At 44.8% G+C, this 18,226-nt stretch carries 13 protein-coding genes; 3 read left to right on the forward strand and 10 right to left on the reverse strand.

Annotated elements, in window-relative coordinates; all coding sequences use genetic code 11:
• Window positions 1-43: 43 nt before the first annotated feature.
• The 4 genes from murB to MKX68_RS27010 all read right to left on the reverse strand — a co-directional run bounded on the left by murB (window position 44) and on the right by MKX68_RS27010 (window position 5,114).
• Window positions 44-952, reverse strand: a complete 909-nt coding sequence (gene murB, locus MKX68_RS26995) for a UDP-N-acetylmuramate dehydrogenase (protein WP_445671132.1) — start codon at window positions 950-952, stop codon at window positions 44-46.
• 115 nt (window positions 953-1,067) lie between these two features.
• Window positions 1,068-3,098: a methyl-accepting chemotaxis protein gene (locus MKX68_RS27000; protein WP_340914774.1), complete on the reverse strand. Its 2,031-nt coding sequence runs from the start codon at window positions 3,096-3,098 to the stop codon at window positions 1,068-1,070.
• Between the two features lie 242 nt (window positions 3,099-3,340).
• Window positions 3,341-4,321, reverse strand: a complete 981-nt coding sequence (locus MKX68_RS27005) for an SDR family NAD(P)-dependent oxidoreductase (RefSeq protein ID WP_340914775.1) — start codon at window positions 4,319-4,321, stop codon at window positions 3,341-3,343.
• A gap of 181 nt (window positions 4,322-4,502) precedes the next feature.
• The gene (locus MKX68_RS27010; protein ID WP_340914777.1) at window positions 4,503-5,114 is read right to left on the reverse strand and encodes a hypothetical protein; all 612 of its coding nucleotides are present in this window, start codon (window positions 5,112-5,114) and stop codon (window positions 4,503-4,505) included.
• 163 nt (window positions 5,115-5,277) lie between these two features.
• On the opposite strand from MKX68_RS27010, the gene MKX68_RS27015 reads away from it, so the two are divergent.
• Complete coding sequence (locus tag MKX68_RS27015) at window positions 5,278-5,952, forward strand: class I SAM-dependent methyltransferase (protein ID WP_340914778.1); 675 nt, start codon at window positions 5,278-5,280, stop codon at window positions 5,950-5,952.
• Window positions 5,953-6,019: 67 nt separating this feature from the next.
• On the opposite strand, the gene MKX68_RS27020 is transcribed toward MKX68_RS27015, so the two are convergent.
• The 5 genes from MKX68_RS27020 to MKX68_RS27040 form a co-directional block, all read right to left on the reverse strand.
• Entirely contained in the window at window positions 6,020-7,423 is a 1,404-nt protein-coding gene (locus tag MKX68_RS27020; protein ID WP_340914780.1) for a PQQ-binding-like beta-propeller repeat protein, read from the reverse strand.
• A 196-nt stretch (window positions 7,424-7,619) separates the two neighbouring features.
• Window positions 7,620-9,671, reverse strand: coding sequence for a serine hydrolase domain-containing protein (locus MKX68_RS27025; protein WP_340914783.1), 2,052 nt, complete (start codon window positions 9,669-9,671; stop codon window positions 7,620-7,622).
• 111 nt (window positions 9,672-9,782) lie between these two features.
• On the reverse strand, window positions 9,783-11,081 hold the full coding sequence (locus tag MKX68_RS27030) for a sensor histidine kinase (protein WP_340914785.1): 1,299 nt from the start codon (window positions 11,079-11,081) through the stop codon (window positions 9,783-9,785).
• A 1-nt stretch (window position 11,082) separates the two neighbouring features.
• A complete protein-coding gene (locus MKX68_RS27035; protein ID WP_340914787.1) occupies window positions 11,083-11,823 on the reverse strand; it encodes a LytR/AlgR family response regulator transcription factor in 741 nt (246 codons plus the stop codon).
• Between the two features lie 198 nt (window positions 11,824-12,021).
• Window positions 12,022-12,786, reverse strand: a complete 765-nt coding sequence (locus MKX68_RS27040; RefSeq protein ID WP_340914789.1) for a YheC/YheD family protein — start codon at window positions 12,784-12,786, stop codon at window positions 12,022-12,024.
• Between the two features lie 202 nt (window positions 12,787-12,988).
• On the opposite strand from MKX68_RS27040, the gene MKX68_RS27045 reads away from it, so the two are divergent.
• Both MKX68_RS27045 and MKX68_RS27050 read left to right on the forward strand, forming a co-directional pair.
• Window positions 12,989-13,798: a DUF6492 family protein gene (locus MKX68_RS27045; RefSeq protein WP_340914791.1), complete on the forward strand. Its 810-nt coding sequence runs from the start codon at window positions 12,989-12,991 to the stop codon at window positions 13,796-13,798.
• A 17-nt stretch (window positions 13,799-13,815) separates the two neighbouring features.
• A complete protein-coding gene (locus tag MKX68_RS27050; protein ID WP_340914793.1) occupies window positions 13,816-15,189 on the forward strand; it encodes a sugar phosphate nucleotidyltransferase in 1,374 nt (457 codons plus the stop codon).
• Window positions 15,190-15,294: 105 nt separating this feature from the next.
• Here MKX68_RS27050 and MKX68_RS27055 read toward each other — a convergent pair whose 3' ends face one another.
• Window positions 15,295-18,114, reverse strand: coding sequence for a glycoside hydrolase family 2 TIM barrel-domain containing protein (locus MKX68_RS27055; RefSeq protein WP_340914794.1), 2,820 nt, complete (start codon window positions 18,112-18,114; stop codon window positions 15,295-15,297).
• Between the last annotated feature and the right edge of the window lie 112 nt (window positions 18,115-18,226).

Consider the following 18,226-nt stretch of genomic DNA (forward strand, 5'->3'; position numbering starts at 1 on the left):
CAAAAAAGCCGCCCAAAAGGCGGCTCTTCTTACATCATCGAAGCTATTCTCCCAGAAAGATTACTTCGGTTTCCAATTCAACTTGGAACGTATCATAGACTTTCTTCTGAATAAATTGGATCAGATCCATATAATCCTGGGCAGTAGCGTGATCCACATTTACGATAAAACCTGCATGCTTCATGGAGATTTCAGCACCTCCGATGCGAGTACCCTGCAAGTGACAATCCTGAATCAGTTTACCGGCAAAATGTCCTTCGGGTCGTTTAAATACACTTCCACAAGAAGGGTACTCCAGCGGCTGCTTGGATTCTCTCAGGAACGTTAATTCCTTCATTTTGCTTGCAATTTCATCCTTGTTTCCTTTTTTGAGCCCGAATTCGGCCTCCAGTATGATATAGTGATCCATTTTGAAGAGACTATTTCGATAACCAAACTTCATCTCTTCTCGCGGGATCTCCAACACTGCGCCGTCTTTGGTGATCACAGTCGCACGTTCAACAACATCTGCGATCTGACCGCCATAAGCACCCGCATTCATGTAAAGTGCGCCCCCCGTGCTGCCGGGAATACCGCAAGCAAACTCCAAACCGGTCAAGCTATGCTCCAAAGCAAGTCTGGATACATCAATGATATCAACGCCACTTTGCGCAATCATGCTGTCCTCACTCACTTTAATTTGATCGAAGTGGCTAAGAGAAATCGTTACTCCCCGGATGCCCCCGTCTTTAATGATAACGTTTGAGCCTTTTCCAATGACCGTCAGAGGTAACTGATGTAAGTTGGCAATTTCTACGATTTTTGTGATTTCGTCTATCGTTGTTGGATGGATGAGAATATCTGCGTTACCACCAATTTTTATAAACGTGTGATTTTTTAACGGTTCATTGAATTTCACTTTTTCCAAAGGTATCTGATGCTCAAAAATATTCATGATTTTCTCTCCCTGAATTCATAAAGAAATGATTGCATCATCGCGAAAATAAGATGCTCCTTCTTTATTATATGCTAAATAGGAGATTTTGTTTGAAATTATGTTGTTTTCACAATAATTAATCGCATTCTCTTTAGATTTTGAACCTTTCCGTGAGTTCCTGAAGACGTGATGCCATGCGAGCCAGATAAGATGAAGATGAACTAATCTCTTGCATTGAAGCAAGTTGTTGCTCTGTTGCCGCAGATACCGTTTGCGCTCCTTCCGCCGTTTCCCGCGAGACATGAGAAATGTCCTCGATTTTCGCCACCACATGGGAGGTTTCTTGAACGATATCATCAGCCATGGTGGATACTTCGCTGGCTTTGCTGTTCACCATATCCACGGACAAGGTAATTTCTTCAAAGAGCTGGCCCGCCGTATTCATCACGGTCATCCCTTTGGAAACTTCACCAATCGCCTCAATCATGGATTGATCCGCATGCTGGATTCCTTCGTTAATGCTCCCAATTAGTGTGGTGACTTGCTTCGCTGAATCAGCAGCTTGCTCCGCGAGTGCACCTACTTCTCTGGCTACAACAGCAAAACCTTTGCCGTGTTCACCTGCCCGTGCAGCTTCAATGGAAGCATTCAAAGCCAGTAAATTGGTCTGACGGGAGATATCTGAGATCACCTTGATGATTTGCCCGATCTCCAACGAAGTCTGAACCAGATGGTTAATGCCATCCGACACACGATTGACGGAATGGTGTATGGTTCCCATTTGTGTCACAGCGCCATTGATGGCCTGCCCACCCTCTTTTGATTTCTCCGTTACATGTTCTGTAGCTAAAGCTGTCGCTGAGGCATTATTGGCGATATGACCGATTTGTTCCGCCACATGATGAATAGTACGCAGACTCGCTTCAACCAGCGCCACCTGTCTGTCAGCGCCTTCCGCCATCTGTTCAATCGTTTCAGCGATATGTCCTGTTGCTGTAGCACTTTGACCCGCATTAGCGGATAACTGTTCCGAAGCAGTGACCAGTTGATTAGATGAATTCTTCACCTCGGATACAATGGAATTCAGGGAACCGACCATAAGGTTGAAGGCATCCCCCAACTGACCGAGTTCATCATTTGAATGAATGGCTGCGCTTTGGGTCAAATCTCCCCGACTGACTTCCTCAGATACATCATTTAATGTTTTGAGCGGTTTGGTGATCGAACGCACGATCAGGATTGTCATCCCTATCCCTAGCAGGGCAAACACGGAGATGACCATTAATGTATTGTTCCAAATGGGTTTGGCTGCTTGCACGATCTCGATCGGTGAGCGATCTCCTGCGATTTTCCAGCCCGTAAGCTGATTGGTAATATAGACGAGCTGACGTGTCTCTCCTTCAGGAGAGCTTTGCTCAATTTGGCCGGAGTCGCCCTCAAACATCGTTGTCCCGGGTCCTCCATCACCTTGAGCGGTGTCTTGTTCTGCATCAGAAGAGGAGTTGAGCGGTGTTGCACTACCATTTGCCGCATCCTCACCCTGAGAACTTTCAGTTCCCCATGGCGGAGTTACGATCATAGAGCCATTCGCGCCAAAAATGACGACAAAGCCGTTATCTCCAATTTTGATCTGGCCTACAATCTCTTGCAGAGTGCTTAAATCAAGGGTTACAGCGACGACTGACTTGCTGTCACTAGACGCTTTCGCTAAGGTCAATACCGTGTTACCCGACTCTTCCGAAGTGAACGGCTCCGTCAGAACAACCTGTCCTGGATCAGCCATCGCCTTTGTATAGAATTCGCTCTCCAGAGGTTTATCGTTGCCCGGCTTGCTCTGACTGGAAGAAGCGGACACATGCTGTCCGTCGCTGTTTACAAAAATAGCTGATTCGACCTCCGAATGGTTATTGGTATAGGCTTTTAATGCGGCTTCAGGAGTTGTAGATGTAATGGATTCGGCTAAGAGACCCACATCTGATTGTTTAGCTTGTATGTATTGGTTGACCATGCTGCTAACGAGCGATATGTCGGTGTTGGCCATGTTGGCTAGTTGTGTATCTACTTGCTGTTTAGCGGTGAAATAGGCGAATCCTCCGATAACCAGACTGGGAAGCAACAATACGATTAAAAATGATGCTACCAGACGGTTCCTGACCGTACCGATTTTTTTCTTGAATTTCATAGGCGTTTCTCCTTATGTATGATGTAATGTATCGTAGCTTATTCTCTATTAAGCATGAAATAGATGAGGGTACGATTAATTTCAACTTAAAGATATATGAAAGTTTTTCATGAAACTAAATATTTCTCTTTCAAAAAATAAATAAAAAATACACCTTGCGGAACCAGCATCTAGGCCGGATGAATACCGCAAGGCGTTTCTCATGCAACTACCGTTATCTCGTGGACAAGAAAATTACATGATTATGAGAGTACTATGTCTGTTTGAGTCAGATTGGCCGATAGCTCCCATAAACGAATAGCTTGTTCGGGGTCGATAGCATACTTCTTGACCCCATAGAAACCTCCATCCTCTGGAGCCAATTCACTGAGGTCACAATCCTCGCAGTAGACACCACCTTTTCCCTCAAGCTGAGGTGAAGTTGCTGCCCAGACTTGCGTCGCTGCCCCCTGCTCAGGTGTTTTGAACGCAGGGTTGGCCACTTGTCCAGATTCATCAATCCAGCCCAGCGCAATCATTTCCTCTTTTGGCATATGACGCTGTAGTGGTGTCATAATTCCGCCTGGATGAACTGAGAAAGCCCGTACTCCGTGCTCTGCACCTCGACGATCCAGCTCAACGCTGAATAAAATCGTTGCTGTTTTGGACTGTCCATAGGCAGGGAATTTCTCATAGCCATGTTCAAATTGGATGTCATCCCAACGAATAGGTGAGAAATGATGTCCCGCTGATGCCAAGGAAACAACACGTGCTCCCCCCTGACTAGCGAGTGCTGGCCATAACAGATTAGTCAGGGCAAAGTGGCCCAGATGATTTGTTGCAAATTGAGCTTCCCAGCCAGGACCAACCCGCGTCTCCGGGCAAGCCATGATGCCCGCATTAAGAATCAGCATGTCAATGTTCCGATCACTCGCCAGAAACCGCTCGGCAAAAGCACGAACGCTGGATAAATCAGCAAGGTCCAATGCATCTATTTCAACACCTTCCAGACCAGAAAGTGCTTCCTTCGCAACCGCTGGACGACGTGCAGTCACCACTACACGGGCTCCCGCATTAACAAGCGCACGTGTCGTCTCCAACCCGAGACCCGAATATCCACCCGTTACAATAGCAAGCTGTCCTGATAAGTCCAGATCTCTCAATACATCCTCCGCTGTACTGTTATGATTGAAGCCAGAGTCCATTTTATGTTGTAAAGTTCTAATATTATTTTCCTGTGTCATTCTGTTCATCTCCTTGGCAATATTTCTTCTTCTTCTTTTTCTTCTTCAAAGTCTACACCCTAGAGCGTACTCTAAGTCAAATGGAAGTGAATACATCGTCTCGCAACTTTTCCGTGCAATCTGCATAAGTAAAAAAGCCGCCAATTGGCGACTTTCGTTGAAAAATTTATAGTCATCTAAGTTACGAATCACCCTGAACTGTGGATAACGAAACAAGGACCGGACTGGCGAAATCAGATGCCTCTTCTCCTTTTGGATTATGAAGACGGAATAGAAATGCATCCCCTTCTTCTGATTTCCAGACCATATAATCGCTAATGCCTTTTTCACCAGAGGCCTGAAGATAGAGCTCGGCATAACCAAGGGGGTGTTCTACCAGTTCTCCACTATAATCGGATACCTTACCGGCTTTTTCTAATTCTTCTTTACCCGCTGTCTCCAGTTCTGCCAGATTATACTCCGAAGGCAGTGGTTCAATATCCACATAATAGTCAGCGTTACTAATCAGTGACAGACGGCCTTTAACAGCATCAAATGTGAATTTCTCAAATACGTACAAGGAAAATCCTTCTCCTTGTTGCAAGGTCGCTTCTAGTGATTGATTGCCATTTGCGGTCAACATTTCAAAACTTTCGGTCTGTGGACGCTCTGTTTCAATCGCGTCTTCTGTTTCACCTACTGGCATTGATGGTTGAGGGCTAGGCAAAGGTTGATTACTACCAGAGCAAGCTGCAAGTGTTAGAACTATAACGATTAACGAGATACTCATCATAATAGAACGTGGTTGAAACATCAGGTTCATTCCTCCCTGTCTATATTCTGCGCTTACATGTTATTACCCATGGCAGAAACTCGAAACCTATAGGCCCAACCTATGAGTTTATCCATAATCAGTATTTCCCTTGATCCCTTCCAGTTTGTAAAATATGGAGAAAACCTCAAGGAGTGATAAGCACATGGAATTCTCAGTAAAGCAGCTGTTTGATAAGGTAGCCCAAGATTATGATGTGCAGCGAAAGCAGCTTATCCCTTGCTTTGATGATTTTTATGGAATAGCTCTGGATCTCATGGAAAGCCCGCTCGATTCTCCGCGTATTCTTGATCTGGGTGCAGGAACGGGACTGCTCTCCGGATTGGTCCTGCAAAAGTATCCCAACGCACGATTAACCCTGATCGATATTAGTGATCAAATGCTTGAAGCAGCACGTCGAAGATTTGCTGATGCAAACCAAGTACAGTATGTGATCGGGGATTACTCCAAGTACGATTTCACCAGTTCCTACGATATGATTATTTCCTCCCTGTCTATTCACCATCTGCCCCACGCTGACAAGAAAAAGGTGTTTGAATCTGTACACAAGTTGTTAGAACCAGGTGGATGTTTCATCAACGCAGATCAAGTTCAGGGAAGAACCCCCGATACGGACACCTATTACCGCCAGCGCTGGTTAGAAACGATACATCAAAGTGGTTTGTCTGAGGAAGCCATCTCGGCTTCGATCGAAAGACGCAAGGTGGATATCAATGCCACGCTGGAGGATCAATTGATGTGGTTGGAGGAAGCTGGGTTTGGCGTGGCAGATTGCATGTACAAATACTTGGACTTTGCAGTGTTTTACGCACAAAAATAAAAAAGACCGGATTAGAAGCGAGTTATGCCCTGATCCGGTCTTCTCCCATGATTTTATTCTGAATCGATTATTTCAGCGATGCTGGCAGCTTGACGCCGAGAAGTTTGCCTTCGGCTTGGATGATGATCATTCCATTTGTCTTCAATGTCTTATTATACAGGTCTCCCCCGGTAGAGACTCGAAAAGCTGGCTGACCCGTCATCATGTTGAGGGCAAGCAAGGTGCCGTTACGTTGCGCTCGATACATTCCTTTACCGTAAACATCAATCTGAGAAACCGGGGCATCACCATGCCACTGCACCTCCTGACCGTTAGCCAGCTTAATGCCTTTAAGTTCACCTGTCTCGAGGTTCTTGTACACCAGCCGTTCCTGTACAATGCCAAGTAACTCCATTTTGTCCCCGTAAGGTTGGTGAAACGTTCGAATTGGCGTAGTTTCCAACTTGGTCGTATTCAACGAATACTCCGCTATGTTGTCCCCCTGCGAAATGTACAGTTTGTCTTTATAGACAAGTATACCTCCTCTACCATTCGTATACGGTGGGTCACCAGGCATGGTCCACCTATACTCCTGACTTCCTTTCAACACACCGGTCTTCAGGTTGTACGCATTGACTTTCCATTTGCGTTCAGGTGAAGACTCGTCATCTTCCAACATTGGAGAATAAAAATCCACCGAATACACAAGACCGTCTTTGATCTGAATAGCTTCCCCCTGACCAAAATGCCCCCAAAGCTTCTTGCCCGTTTTCTTGTCATATGCATTAAGTTGAACGGATGTAAGTGCCCCTTGGACAAAAAAGGTTCTCAGTACAATACCATTAGACTCTTCAAGATATTCAGTACCATGACCTTCGCCTAATGGCTCATCTGCCTTCCAGCGCAGTTTGCCTGACTGGATATCCAGTGCAAACGTTGTACTTCCTTTAATAACATAGAGGGTATCCGCTGTTGGAATCAGAGCTTCCGCACGTTGAACCGTATCAATCCATGTGGATGTTCCTGACTGCCATTTTGCTTTGCCTGTTTTTGCATTCAAGGCATATGGCTTGTGATCACTGGTCAGTCCGTAGAGGACGCCGCCTTGATAGGTAATATAAGGTGTCAGTTCTTTGCCGTAAGTCCACAGCCGTTTACCTGTTGTCGCATCAAGTGCAATCAACTTTGATCCAGCAAACGTAAATACTTTGCCTTCTTCTGCAATGGCATTAGCTCCGATGTACGTCTCGTTCATACTCAAATAGTTATCTACTTTTGCTGTCCAAGAAGGTTTCAGTTCAGGTACAGTGATTCGCTGATAGGAATACCAGTTACGGATGGATACATCCGATGCTTCAGCATGTGCCTGAGATGGCAACACGCCGATGACTCCATGAACCATCAACATTCCGGCAGTAAGACCTGCAACGATGGGTCTGCCTGCTCTTCTTTTCCATTGCTTAGTCGTTTGACGTTTATGTCTATTGATCATAGATAATAATTCCTCCTGTTAAAAATGAGCCTGATATATAACTACATAAATATAACGAGCAGTGAGGCCGAATAGTTACCAAATTGTTAAATTATTCTAATAAAAAGTCAAAAAAGCCGCCATAAGGCGACTTTCTGAATACGACATTATTTATGTGACAAGTTGCGCACGACAATTTTGTAACGCAGTCCCTGCTTTACTTTAATTCAATCTGGAATACATCACCGGCATCCCCACCAAAAACGATAAAACCACTTTTTGGGAGCTTCGTCGATTCCTGTTTAGTTGCTACAGAGAAGTCAACCATTTCACCTTTATCATTATACACTGCATAACCTCCGGTCTTCGGAGAATCCACCTTGATGGATTTGTTACCCGATCGGGCGTCGATCGCATACCACCGCGCTTGACCGTTTGCCGGAATAGTTGTAATTCCTTTTTTCCCACCAAAGATTGGAGTAATCGCATCCTCGGCAATGTATTCTTGCCCATCCTGGATCAAAATCTCGGCGCCATTCTTTGTGTAAAATTGCAGATCAAACGCGTCTCTTCCGTTCATTACAGGAATCTCGGCGATATTATCTGCGTTGTTTGCATCCATGATTTGTGTGCCATTAGCATAGCCATTTTGGGCATCAACAGACAGGTTCTTGATCAGCATCGATGGAAGCAGATAGAAGATCGACGTTATTTTTTCATCCAACGCGTAATATTTCGAGCCGTCACGAGCTGTCCATTTCTCTTTGGTTGTTGCGTCAAGCGCATTATGATCCAGTTTTTGATAATCATACGTGTTCATCACCGTCTGACCTATGCCGGGTAACGTTATAATCGCCTGAACTTTAACATACACCTTTTCATTACGTTCCTTCACAAAGCTAGCTTTTACACTGCCATCCGCACTTGTAAAATGTTCGTCACCTGTGTAGACATAGTTCTGCTCAGGAATAATTCCTCCCAGCAAGGCAGGCAGTTGCATCTCACCATCATTGATCTTTATATCCAATGTCTCTCCTACCGTACCATAGAGACCGGAGTACGCGCTTAATTCTGTTGGCATCTTCACTTTGACAGGTGGTGAGAATGTCTGATCAGGCTGAACATCGTTGATGATGCCCTGATCCTCCAGAACGTCCAGCAGCACTTTGCTGGCAAACATCTGATTGTAGACGGAAGATCCGCCAGAGGATAGGACCGCCATTGAAATATCATGTTCAGGTATAGTGATTAACACGGCATGGTACAACATGGTATCCCCGCCTTTGGCAAGCGCGGTAACCCCATAATCGCTGAAAGGTGCAAGCTCAACCGAATCCCACCCCAAGCCATAATTGATCGTATTTTGCTCATCAGATACCCATATGCCCTTCCGATATTCATGAGATTGCATGGCCTTCACAGCAGATTCGGACAGAATATCGGGTCGGTTCCCCATTAAAACCTCTCCGAATTGACTCAATTCTTCTGCGGTAGAGTACACCCCGCCTGTGCCGATAATGTTTGCATTTTCGGTAGGCATCGTCATCTCAAGTGTAGGCCAATAGGTTTCGGATAATTGCGCTCTGTCAAAGGAATCTAGTGGTGTCTTCGTTGATTCCAACTTCAACGGCTCGCTGATGTACTTGGCGATATATTCGCTGTAGCTTAACCCACTCACCCGTTCAACCAGGATTTCAAGCAATTGAAAACCGTCATTGGCGTAGACGGAGTATTCGCCAGGTTTGGATTTCAGTTTTTCGGACTGAAGTTTGAGCAATAGTTCATCATGATTGCGGCTGTCATTATCGTCAAACAACATGCTGTTTCCATAATGAGTTCCGTAAAGACCAGATGAATGATTCATCAACATGCGCGGTGTGATTTGCGTATATCGCGCATCTGCCATCTTAAAGTCCTTAATATACGAAGTAAGCGGCTCATCCAGATCTATTTTTCCGGAATCAACCAGCTTCATGGCGGCTGCCGTAACAACCATTTTACTAACCGAGCCTATGCCATACATGCTATCCTTGTCTATTGGCTTCTGTGATGCCTTGTCGTGCAGTCCTACACTATCTGATAAAATGAATTCTCCTTCATCCATGATCGCATATTGCACACTGGTGACACCGTAGTTTTGCACCATCTGCGTGGCGATCTGCTCCGCCCGTGCCTCAATCGTACTGCTGTTATTCGCCTCTGCGCTGACATCTGCCATCGGTGTAATGACAAGCACCGCTGTACATAAAAGACTAATTAATTTTTTCATGCCCATGTCCTCCCTCAAATGTTCTTTTGATTGAATTCATCATATCCGGGAAAAGACAGATCGAACGCAAACGGACCCTGAATGGAAAAAAACAATCCCCGAACGGTATGTTCAGGGATTGTCGGTGTGAAACGGAAGCACGACCATGTTATTAAACTTCCGATGCTGATGCTCAATGCTCATATGTCCACCATATTTCTCGCACATTCGCGATATATTGGTTAGCCCGATCCCATGGTACTCCGGATTGGGCTTCTCACTTTTCAAATCAACGACAGGGTGCTCTACATGATTCATAATCTGGATGACGAGTGCAGATGACGTCGAGTGAATGGCAATGAGGACATATCGATCCTCCGCTTGTCTAACCTTCTTGGAGGCTTCAATCGCGTTATCGAGCATGTTACCAAGCACCACACACAGATCATAGCGATCGATCTGGATATGTTGCGAGTGGAGCTGGATTTTGGTGTCGATTTTGATTCCGTTTGCCTGTCCCATAGCTAGAGTATTCGTAACAAGAGCATCAATGACCAGATTGCCGGAATTCACCCGCTTATACGCACCTTCAATGGTATTTAATGTAGACTTGATATGATCCCCTGCCGCCGTCAGTTCGTTACGTTGGATACATTCATCAATATACAGAAATTGCTGATTGATATCATGGATGATGGATTTAATGTTCTTGAAACTGTGAACGGTCTTCTCATAGTTGGCATCCTGGTAGTCCATCTGACGCTGTAACTGGTTATTTTCATGCGTGAGCTGTACCTTTTCCACCATATTATCGAATACATAAACAATGAACACGTTGAGAAAAAGAGAGCCCAGTACAGAAAAGACGTAAAATATGTTTTTTTCACTATAGATGGAGGCCACATTGATCTGATAGATCGTAATGATCGGCACGATGAGAAACAGCAAATAATAACGATAGTGAACGGCAAAACTTCTACGTTTGGCGACTAGACGGACAACTTGAATAACAATGAACATGATGCTACAACCCAGTAACATCACCTTGGAGAGAATCCAGTGGTTATCTCCGTTGAACTGTTCCCATGAAATGAAATCTGTCGATTCCACAACTCCGAGAATATATACCGCTATCGTATTCGCCATAGTAATCAAGACCCCATACAGGATGGTGAAAACAAGCTTGATTTTGAACTCCACTTCATAGGACTGTGCCAGACTGAAGATTAATAGCAGAGCAACTGCAGTGGAAACGAGATCGGAGAAGGAAGATGCCAAATAAAAATAACCCAGCATCAAAAATACGATGAAATAGAAAACTCTCTGTGGCTTCCGCTTGGACTTACCCAGCACAGAATCAAAATAAAAATTCGCCTGAAATGCCATAAGTAAGGTGACAAAGATGATGGAAAGGATCATATATACATCCATATCATTGAATCCTCATAATCATGTATTTGGTGTAGGCATCCTTGACTTCTTTAACCTTGGATCGGCCTATAGGCAATTCGGTTCCATTTAACATAACAACTTGGGTACCGGAAAACTTCTGAACATGCATCAGGTTGATGATAATCGAGCGATGAATCTGCAAGAAACCGTGATCTTTCAAACCACTAGCGTAGCTGGATAAAATGCCTTTGGTTTCATGTACATTTTCCTGTGTCACAAAATTTAACTTGTTCTTGATCGTTAAACTTTTGACGACCTCAATCCAGAGAATATCATCATATTTCAGCAGCAGTTCATCATAGTCTGATTTGATTAGTACATACTTTTTGTCCAATGCCTGAAAATATTGACACAGCTTAATCATCTTTTCCTCGAAAACTTGCGGCTGGATGGGCTTGATCAGATATTGAAAGGTGATGACATCAAAGCTCTCCACCATATATTCCGGGTAACTCGTCAGAAACATAATCTGTACATCCAGAAACTTCATGTTTCTGATCTCTTTAGCGGTCTGAATTCCGTTCATTCCGCCCATCTCCACATCCAAGATGAGGATATTGAATGTATCCCCAACCTCTCTGTAGTGTGAGAGCAGTTGTTCACCAGATGTGAATAGGCTAATTTGAAAATCAAAATTGGTTTTTAGAGATAAGGAGACCAGCATGGATTTCACACGTTCTCGTTGCTGTTCCTCATCATCACAGATTGCAATATTGAACATGGGGGAACATCCGCCTTTCATCGACATCGACTCTGAATTTCACTCTCGAATATACTATTTTAGCATAGGTTTCGGAGTCGAATTGGGATGAAATGCATTATTCCGACCCTAAAACGCAGATCAACAAAAAAAGTCGCCACATTGGCGACTCTTGAGCTTGAGACCTTCTCCAGTCATTTCTATGAAAAGTCCGGTCTGTTATTCTGTTTTTTTGGGGAAAGCATGGCGGTAATATCGTATTACCTTGCGATACATCGTCTTGTCCTTTAATTGATTGAATATAAATGGGTCAGGTTTGACATTTACCTCAATAATCCAGGGTTTCAGACTGTGGTCAAGGCCGATATCTACACCGATTTGCTTTAGATACGGGTACTTTTTTTTCATATGACGAGCTATGCGCAGGCTAAGCTCATTCATCTCCTGAACCAGTTCATTCCTGCGTTTTGTGGATGCATGCGATTGTAGCAGCTTGTGAATATCCATCGGTGTACCACCACTATGATAATTGGTTACGATTTTCTTAGGATGACCCAGTCGGCCGATGATTCCGGTAGCTTCCCAATGTTTGGTCGGGCTTAGCTGTATCATGACTCGGATGTCAAAACGTCTGTTATTGTGCTTAAGCAGATGGATTCCTCTCTGAATCAGATAACTTCTTTTATTCACCAGACGAGTCAGACTGCTATAAAACGATTCAAAGCTGTCAAACGTCAGGCGTTTTTGCTCTATCTGATAGACAAAATGTTGATGACTTTCCATCTCGGCCTTAATAACACCCATCCCGAAAGTACCTCTCTCGGGTTTGACATAGACCATTCCATATTTGCTGATCATGGATTTCAGATTCGTTTTGTTATATTTCTGTGTGTCGGGGATAAACGGTTTAATTAATTCATTATTAATGATCAATTTTGTTTTTAACCACTTGCTTCTTAACGGCTGCAATTTATCAACTCCCATGTCGTAAACTCTCCCTTCAGCAACCGCATCATAGCCCGCTGTTTGATCAAGATCCTGCATGCATTATATGTAATACCGATAAAGGAGCCCTCAACAAAAGCCCCTATTCGTAAAAATGTATATTTGCACATGCCCTGACCAAAACACTTTTGCACACATACCATATAATGAGTCATCACGATTTGTGCAAGGAGATGAGTAAATGTCCGTCCTGCCTGAAATCCGGTTGAATAATGCGCCTAAGATTGATGTTCTGATACCAGCGATCGAGAAAGATTTGGCTACCCTTCCCCTCGTCATTGATAACATTCGCCGTTATGTAAACCATCCCATTGGAAGCATATATATTGTTTCTCCGGTAAGCACCAAAATCAGAAAACTTTGTACCCTCAAAAACTGCATTTTTGTTAATGAGCGATCCGTCCTGCCTATAACCAAAAACGACATACACTACCAGTCCTCCCGATGGAATCGGTCAGGCTGGTTATATCAACAGCTGCTCAAAATGAACGGAGATTCCATTGTGAAGGCAAAGTACTTTCTAGTCATGGATGCAGATACCGTACTGATTAAACCTCATTCATTTATTGTAGAAGGCAAAACAGTCTTTTACTGCCGTGACTGGAGCCAGCCGGAATATTTTAATACCTACCGCAAGTTGTTAGGCATGAAAGCTCCACGTCCCCGCTCTTTTGTCACTCATTATATGCTGTTCGACAAATCGAAACTCGCTGCCTTAAAACATAAAATTGAAGCCGTTCATAAGCTGCCATGGTACAAAGCGATCATCTCCAATATCAATAAGAAAAAGCAGTTTGGTTTCTCCGAGTATGAAACGTATGCCAATTTTATGTATACCAAGAACCCAGGCAGCATGGTCCTTAGAAGCTCCAAGAATAAAAGTCTGAATGTGAACGCTTCTTCGTTAAAAGAGCAACAAATCCGCAATCTGGCTCTTAAATACCGTTCTCTTTCCTTCCATAAACGGAAAATCTATAGTAAAGCTCCCTGAGCTTAAGGAGGAAGCCCATGCATATCGTAATGCTGTGCGGCGGCTCTGGCAAAAGGCTCTGGCCGTTATCCAATGAGCTTCGCTCCAAGCTGTTCATAGATATACTTCCATCACCCGCTGGAGGTAGGGAATCCATGATCAGCAGAGTATGCCGCCAGCTTGACAGTTCATCCCTAACGGATTCAACGCTCATTATTTCACATCAGGATCAGGCTAATATTACGGCACGACATACTCAAGGCAAAATACCAGTCATTGGGGAACCTTATAAACGAGGCACTTTTACTGCGGCGGCCTTAGCGACGTTATATCTGCAATCCTTCCGAATGGCCAAAGATGACGATGTGATCTGTATCGCGCCAGCTGATGTGTTCGCAGGTGAAGATTTTTTCAGCAACTTCCAATTACTGCCGGACATATTGAAACATTCTCAAGCCGATATCGCTTTAATTGGGACAAGGCCTACACATGCTTCAGAACAGTATGGATACATCCTGCCGGGTGGGGAAGAACGTAATGCTTATGCGCCCATAACACAATTTATAGAAAAACCCGAAGCCACCATTGCTGAGACTCTGCTACAACGTGGGGCACTATGGAACTGCGGTGTGTACGCATTCACCGTCGCGTTTATGATATCCCATATTAAAAAAATGGGGCTTCCGGTTCATTATGATCAATTGTTGTCCCTGTATGAAGCGTTGCCTGAACGCAGTTTTGACAAGCATGTTGCAGAAAAGGCGCAGCGGGCCGTAGTCCTGCCTTATAAGGGAGTATGGCAGGATATCGGAAGCTGGGATACGCTGTGCGCACAGTTAGATACCCATGTAATCGGACACGGTGAAATCTCGGGTTCTTCCTCCGATTCCTATATTATTAACGAGCTTCCCTACCCCATCCAAGTCATTGGCGTGCCAGGTATTATCGCTGCCGCAAGTCCGGATGGCATTCTCATTGCCAACAAAAATAATTCAAATGAAATTAAAGCGCAATTGGGTAACTTGCCACTAAAACCGATGTATGGTGAATCAACCTGGGGCAGTTATCGTGTCATTGAAAGTTCGTTAGAAGATGAGAATAGAACAGTAACCACATTAAACATAACGGTTCTACCGGGCAAACATATCGGGTTGAACTGGCATAGAACTGGGTGTAGAGCATGGACCGTGCTTGCAGGCAGTGGGCAAGTGCTCGTCAACGGAAAGGTCATGCAAGTGAGTATGGGCAATCAGTTCGCGATTACCAAGGAGAGTCTCTTTTCTATTCTGGCTGAAACCAGGATGGTGATCCTTGAGGTCCGGATCGGAGTAACAGAGGATAAAGACAACATACTTTTTGAAGAAGAAGATTGGAATGTTATCCTAAAAAGTGCAGGTTTATCTAACGCTTAATGGGCGAATGAACCGATTCAATCTGCATGTCTTATAGCCCCTTCCATTCGCGGAAGGGGCTCATTGGCATAATTAAGGGAAACCTGACACTTCTTCCCCTATATCTTAGTTAAACAACTTGCGAAGTTCCTCTACTTCCAGACGTGCAACTGGCTGGTAAGCGGAACTCTGTACATAACGCCGGAAGCTGTATAACAACTGTCTGCCCTCCAATGTAGTCATCAGACGCTCCAGATTCAGCGCTCCCATCAGCACTCTCCCCTTCCGGACCCGACACTCCATCAACAGGCCGAGCTTGTGGTTTCGCTCAAAATTGTCAATGGTCTGCACGATCGGATTCAAGTCTTTATCCAACTCATCCAAGATGATCGATGATGACTCGGACACGATGCTCCACCACGGATAAGTTGAGTGCTCCTCTGTGACAAAATGTTCGAAGGCCGGATGATCCTGTTGAATTAACAAGCCCATTGTGCCCACAGGAACTTCTCTTTTCATATTCTCCGAGATGGATCGGAACATAGGGTAAGACCAGAAATCGGTGCTATAGAAACCTTGAATCGCATGTTGAATCTGGTCGGGATTTGGGAAAAGCATGATATCCTCTCCCTGCTCTAGCAACACCAGCGCCGCTTCGGAGAGTTCGGTAAAGAGATTTAATCCGGTCAAATCCACGTCCAGTTGACTCGGGTAGATCCACAGGTCGTACGACTTACGGATATCCGTGCCTGGAATGGACAGTCTAAGCTCCACTTTGGTCATATTGGAGACTTCAGGAATGCGAATGCTGAGATCCGCGATATTCACATAATGTTCTCCATGGGTCGCTGGCAGGTCTGCTTTCCCTTCCAATAGGACGCTTCCTTCGATCTGCTCGCTTTGAATTTCCCACTTCAATTGAAGTCCATCCAATGCTTGTCTCCGGAAGTAACTTAGTTCAATGCGCGCTTCGAACAGTTCACCAGCTTGATAATTATATTTGGGGAATCTCGCCAACAGCACCGCATCGGAACAAAACGTTCTCCACTCCTCAGGTGTAATCATGCCTTTGGAATCCATGAATGCGTCCAGTACACCCACCAGCGCTGTTCCCTGACCACTGAAATCCTGAAGATCCAGCAGCTGGAACCCGGCTAGTTGCTGCGAACGAAAAGCAGCTTCCAGTTCTTCCTTGTAACATGCGACCGCGAGTTTACCAGAGGCTCTGAAGTATGCTTCCGCCAGATGTCCCAGTCCTTTGGCATTCAGACGCTCTCGAAACACTTCGAAATTCTTGGCTTTGAGAGAACCTGTATACTTGTTGATCTCCTCGAAATTAGGAAACGTGGCGTACTGTCCAATTTCATGCGAGATGATCGGTACATGTGAGACAAGTTGGTCACTACCAGCTTCGGCCTGCACCGTTTTGGAGCTTGTCCCATACTGAATCTGAATCTCTTTATCCCCCGTTTGTCCAGAAGGGTCAACATCGCTGCCTTGCTCCGGTAAAATGTTCGAATCGTAATCTTTCAGCGTGTTTGGCAAGTCGGTCTGCACGTGACCAAGCGGGGCATCACACATCGCATACGAACCTCTGAACAGGCGCTCTTTGGAGAAACGCACTCCGCAGAAGAATTCACTTTCCTCCAGAATGTCCGGCACAAACTGAAAGTTATTGGAACCTTCGGTGTATAGATGACGATGATCATATGCTTTGTATGCCTTCAGGATCGAATTCAATCTATCCTTGCTTCCCCATAGTTCATTCCCCATGGACATCATGACAAACGAAGGATGATTACCAAAAGCACGCAACATTGCAAATCCTTCGCTAATCAAGTAATCCTGCTCTGCTTGATTATGCCCATCCGATGATTCATCCGTAATGGTTCCCCAGAATGGAAGCTCAGGCTCCATGTAGATGCCGAGCAGATCCGCTGCAATAAAAGCAGCCTCCGGAGGACAACAGGTATGGAAACGGTAGTGATTGATACCGTAGGACTTGGAGATAGCGAGAATACGAACCCATTCATCCACATCTGTTGGCGCGTATCCCGTGAGCGGAAAGATCAGCCCGTCATGTTTGCCTCGAAGAAACGTTTTGCGACCATTAATGGTGAATTTATCTCCGGCAGCCCGGAATTCCCTTAATCCCGTCCATACTTCGGTGGAATCCAGCACTTCGCCATCCTGATCTTGCAGATGAATATGAAGTTGGTACAGGTTAGGTTCATCATCACTCCATAACATGGCATCTTCGCCAATCTTATACGTCAGCTGGATCTCTTGCGAATCCGGGGTGAATATCTGTTCCTCCGTCGTATGAACTGGATCTGCACTGACAGAAACAGCTGATACCACGATTCGTACTCCTTGCAGTTCACCGACAAGTGCTGCCTTAATGTCGAAAGATTTTGTTGCCAGAACGGGGTAAACTTGAACATTCTCCAGGAAAACACGCTCGAAAAATTGAAGTTCCAATTTCCCGGTGATGCCGTTCCAATTCGTCTGCGTGTCTTCGGATGTAAGGTGACCACCTTTGGTTGGATAATTGGTATTGTCCACTCGAATGGTAATTGTATGAGTCCCAGCGGTTAGCCCTGCCTCAATCTCGTAACGGTGAGGTGTGTTCAGACTGTTTTGTGTTCCGCATTCCACCCCATCGATCCAAACTGTGGTTACTCGTGTTCGTTCCAGATGCAAGAAGCAACATTTTCCAGCCAAGTGTTCGGGAATTTTAATCTCTCGTGAAAACCAGGCATAACCCTCAAATAAGTACTCATCCGTCAGCGCACCGATTAACACATTCTCGTTTTTCTTGCCCTTGGCCGCATGAGATGTAGTATTTGGTAATGTAATAACGTCTGAGAAATTCAGACCACGTTCCACCTTATGTTCATCAAGTTGGAGTTTCCATATGCCTTCCAGATTTATTGCAGCTATCATGATAATATCCCCTTTTAGATTCAACTAATCGATATAAGTAATCGCTTCCAATAAACAGAAATCGTTTTCGAAAATCATACCTGTATTATAAACTCGATTGACGCCCCTCGCA

Origin of the sequence: Paenibacillus sp. FSL M8-0212 (assembly GCF_038004645.1) — a bacterium.
In the GTDB taxonomy this organism is placed as follows: Bacteria; Bacillota; Bacilli; order Paenibacillales; family Paenibacillaceae; genus Paenibacillus.

What these genes read in the sequence shown, in the direction of transcription:
- MKX68_RS27000 (WP_340914774.1), bottom strand. Translation starts at nt 3,098, where the DNA reads ATGAAATTCAAGAAAAAAATCGGTACGGTCAGGAACCGTCTGGTAGCA.
- MKX68_RS27005 (WP_340914775.1), bottom strand. Translation starts at nt 4,321, where the DNA reads ATGACACAGGAAAATAATATTAGAACTTTACAACATAAAATGGACTCT.
- MKX68_RS27010 (WP_340914777.1), bottom strand. Translation starts at nt 5,114, where the DNA reads ATGTTTCAACCACGTTCTATTATGATGAGTATCTCGTTAATCGTTATA.
- MKX68_RS27015 (WP_340914778.1), top strand. Translation starts at nt 5,278, where the DNA reads ATGGAATTCTCAGTAAAGCAGCTGTTTGATAAGGTAGCCCAAGATTAT.
- MKX68_RS27020 (WP_340914780.1), bottom strand. Translation starts at nt 7,423, where the DNA reads ATGATCAATAGACATAAACGTCAAACGACTAAGCAATGGAAAAGAAGA.
- MKX68_RS27025 (WP_340914783.1), bottom strand. Translation starts at nt 9,671, where the DNA reads ATGAAAAAATTAATTAGTCTTTTATGTACAGCGGTGCTTGTCATTACA.
- MKX68_RS27030 (WP_340914785.1), bottom strand. Translation starts at nt 11,081, where the DNA reads ATGGATGTATATATGATCCTTTCCATCATCTTTGTCACCTTACTTATG.
- MKX68_RS27035 (WP_340914787.1), bottom strand. Translation starts at nt 11,823, where the DNA reads ATGTTCAATATTGCAATCTGTGATGATGAGGAACAGCAACGAGAACGT.
- MKX68_RS27040 (WP_340914789.1), bottom strand. Translation starts at nt 12,786, where the DNA reads ATGGGAGTTGATAAATTGCAGCCGTTAAGAAGCAAGTGGTTAAAAACA.
- MKX68_RS27045 (WP_340914791.1), top strand. Translation starts at nt 12,989, where the DNA reads ATGTCCGTCCTGCCTGAAATCCGGTTGAATAATGCGCCTAAGATTGAT.
- MKX68_RS27050 (WP_340914793.1), top strand. Translation starts at nt 13,816, where the DNA reads ATGCATATCGTAATGCTGTGCGGCGGCTCTGGCAAAAGGCTCTGGCCG.
- MKX68_RS27055 (WP_340914794.1), bottom strand. Translation starts at nt 18,114, where the DNA reads ATGATAGCTGCAATAAATCTGGAAGGCATATGGAAACTCCAACTTGAT.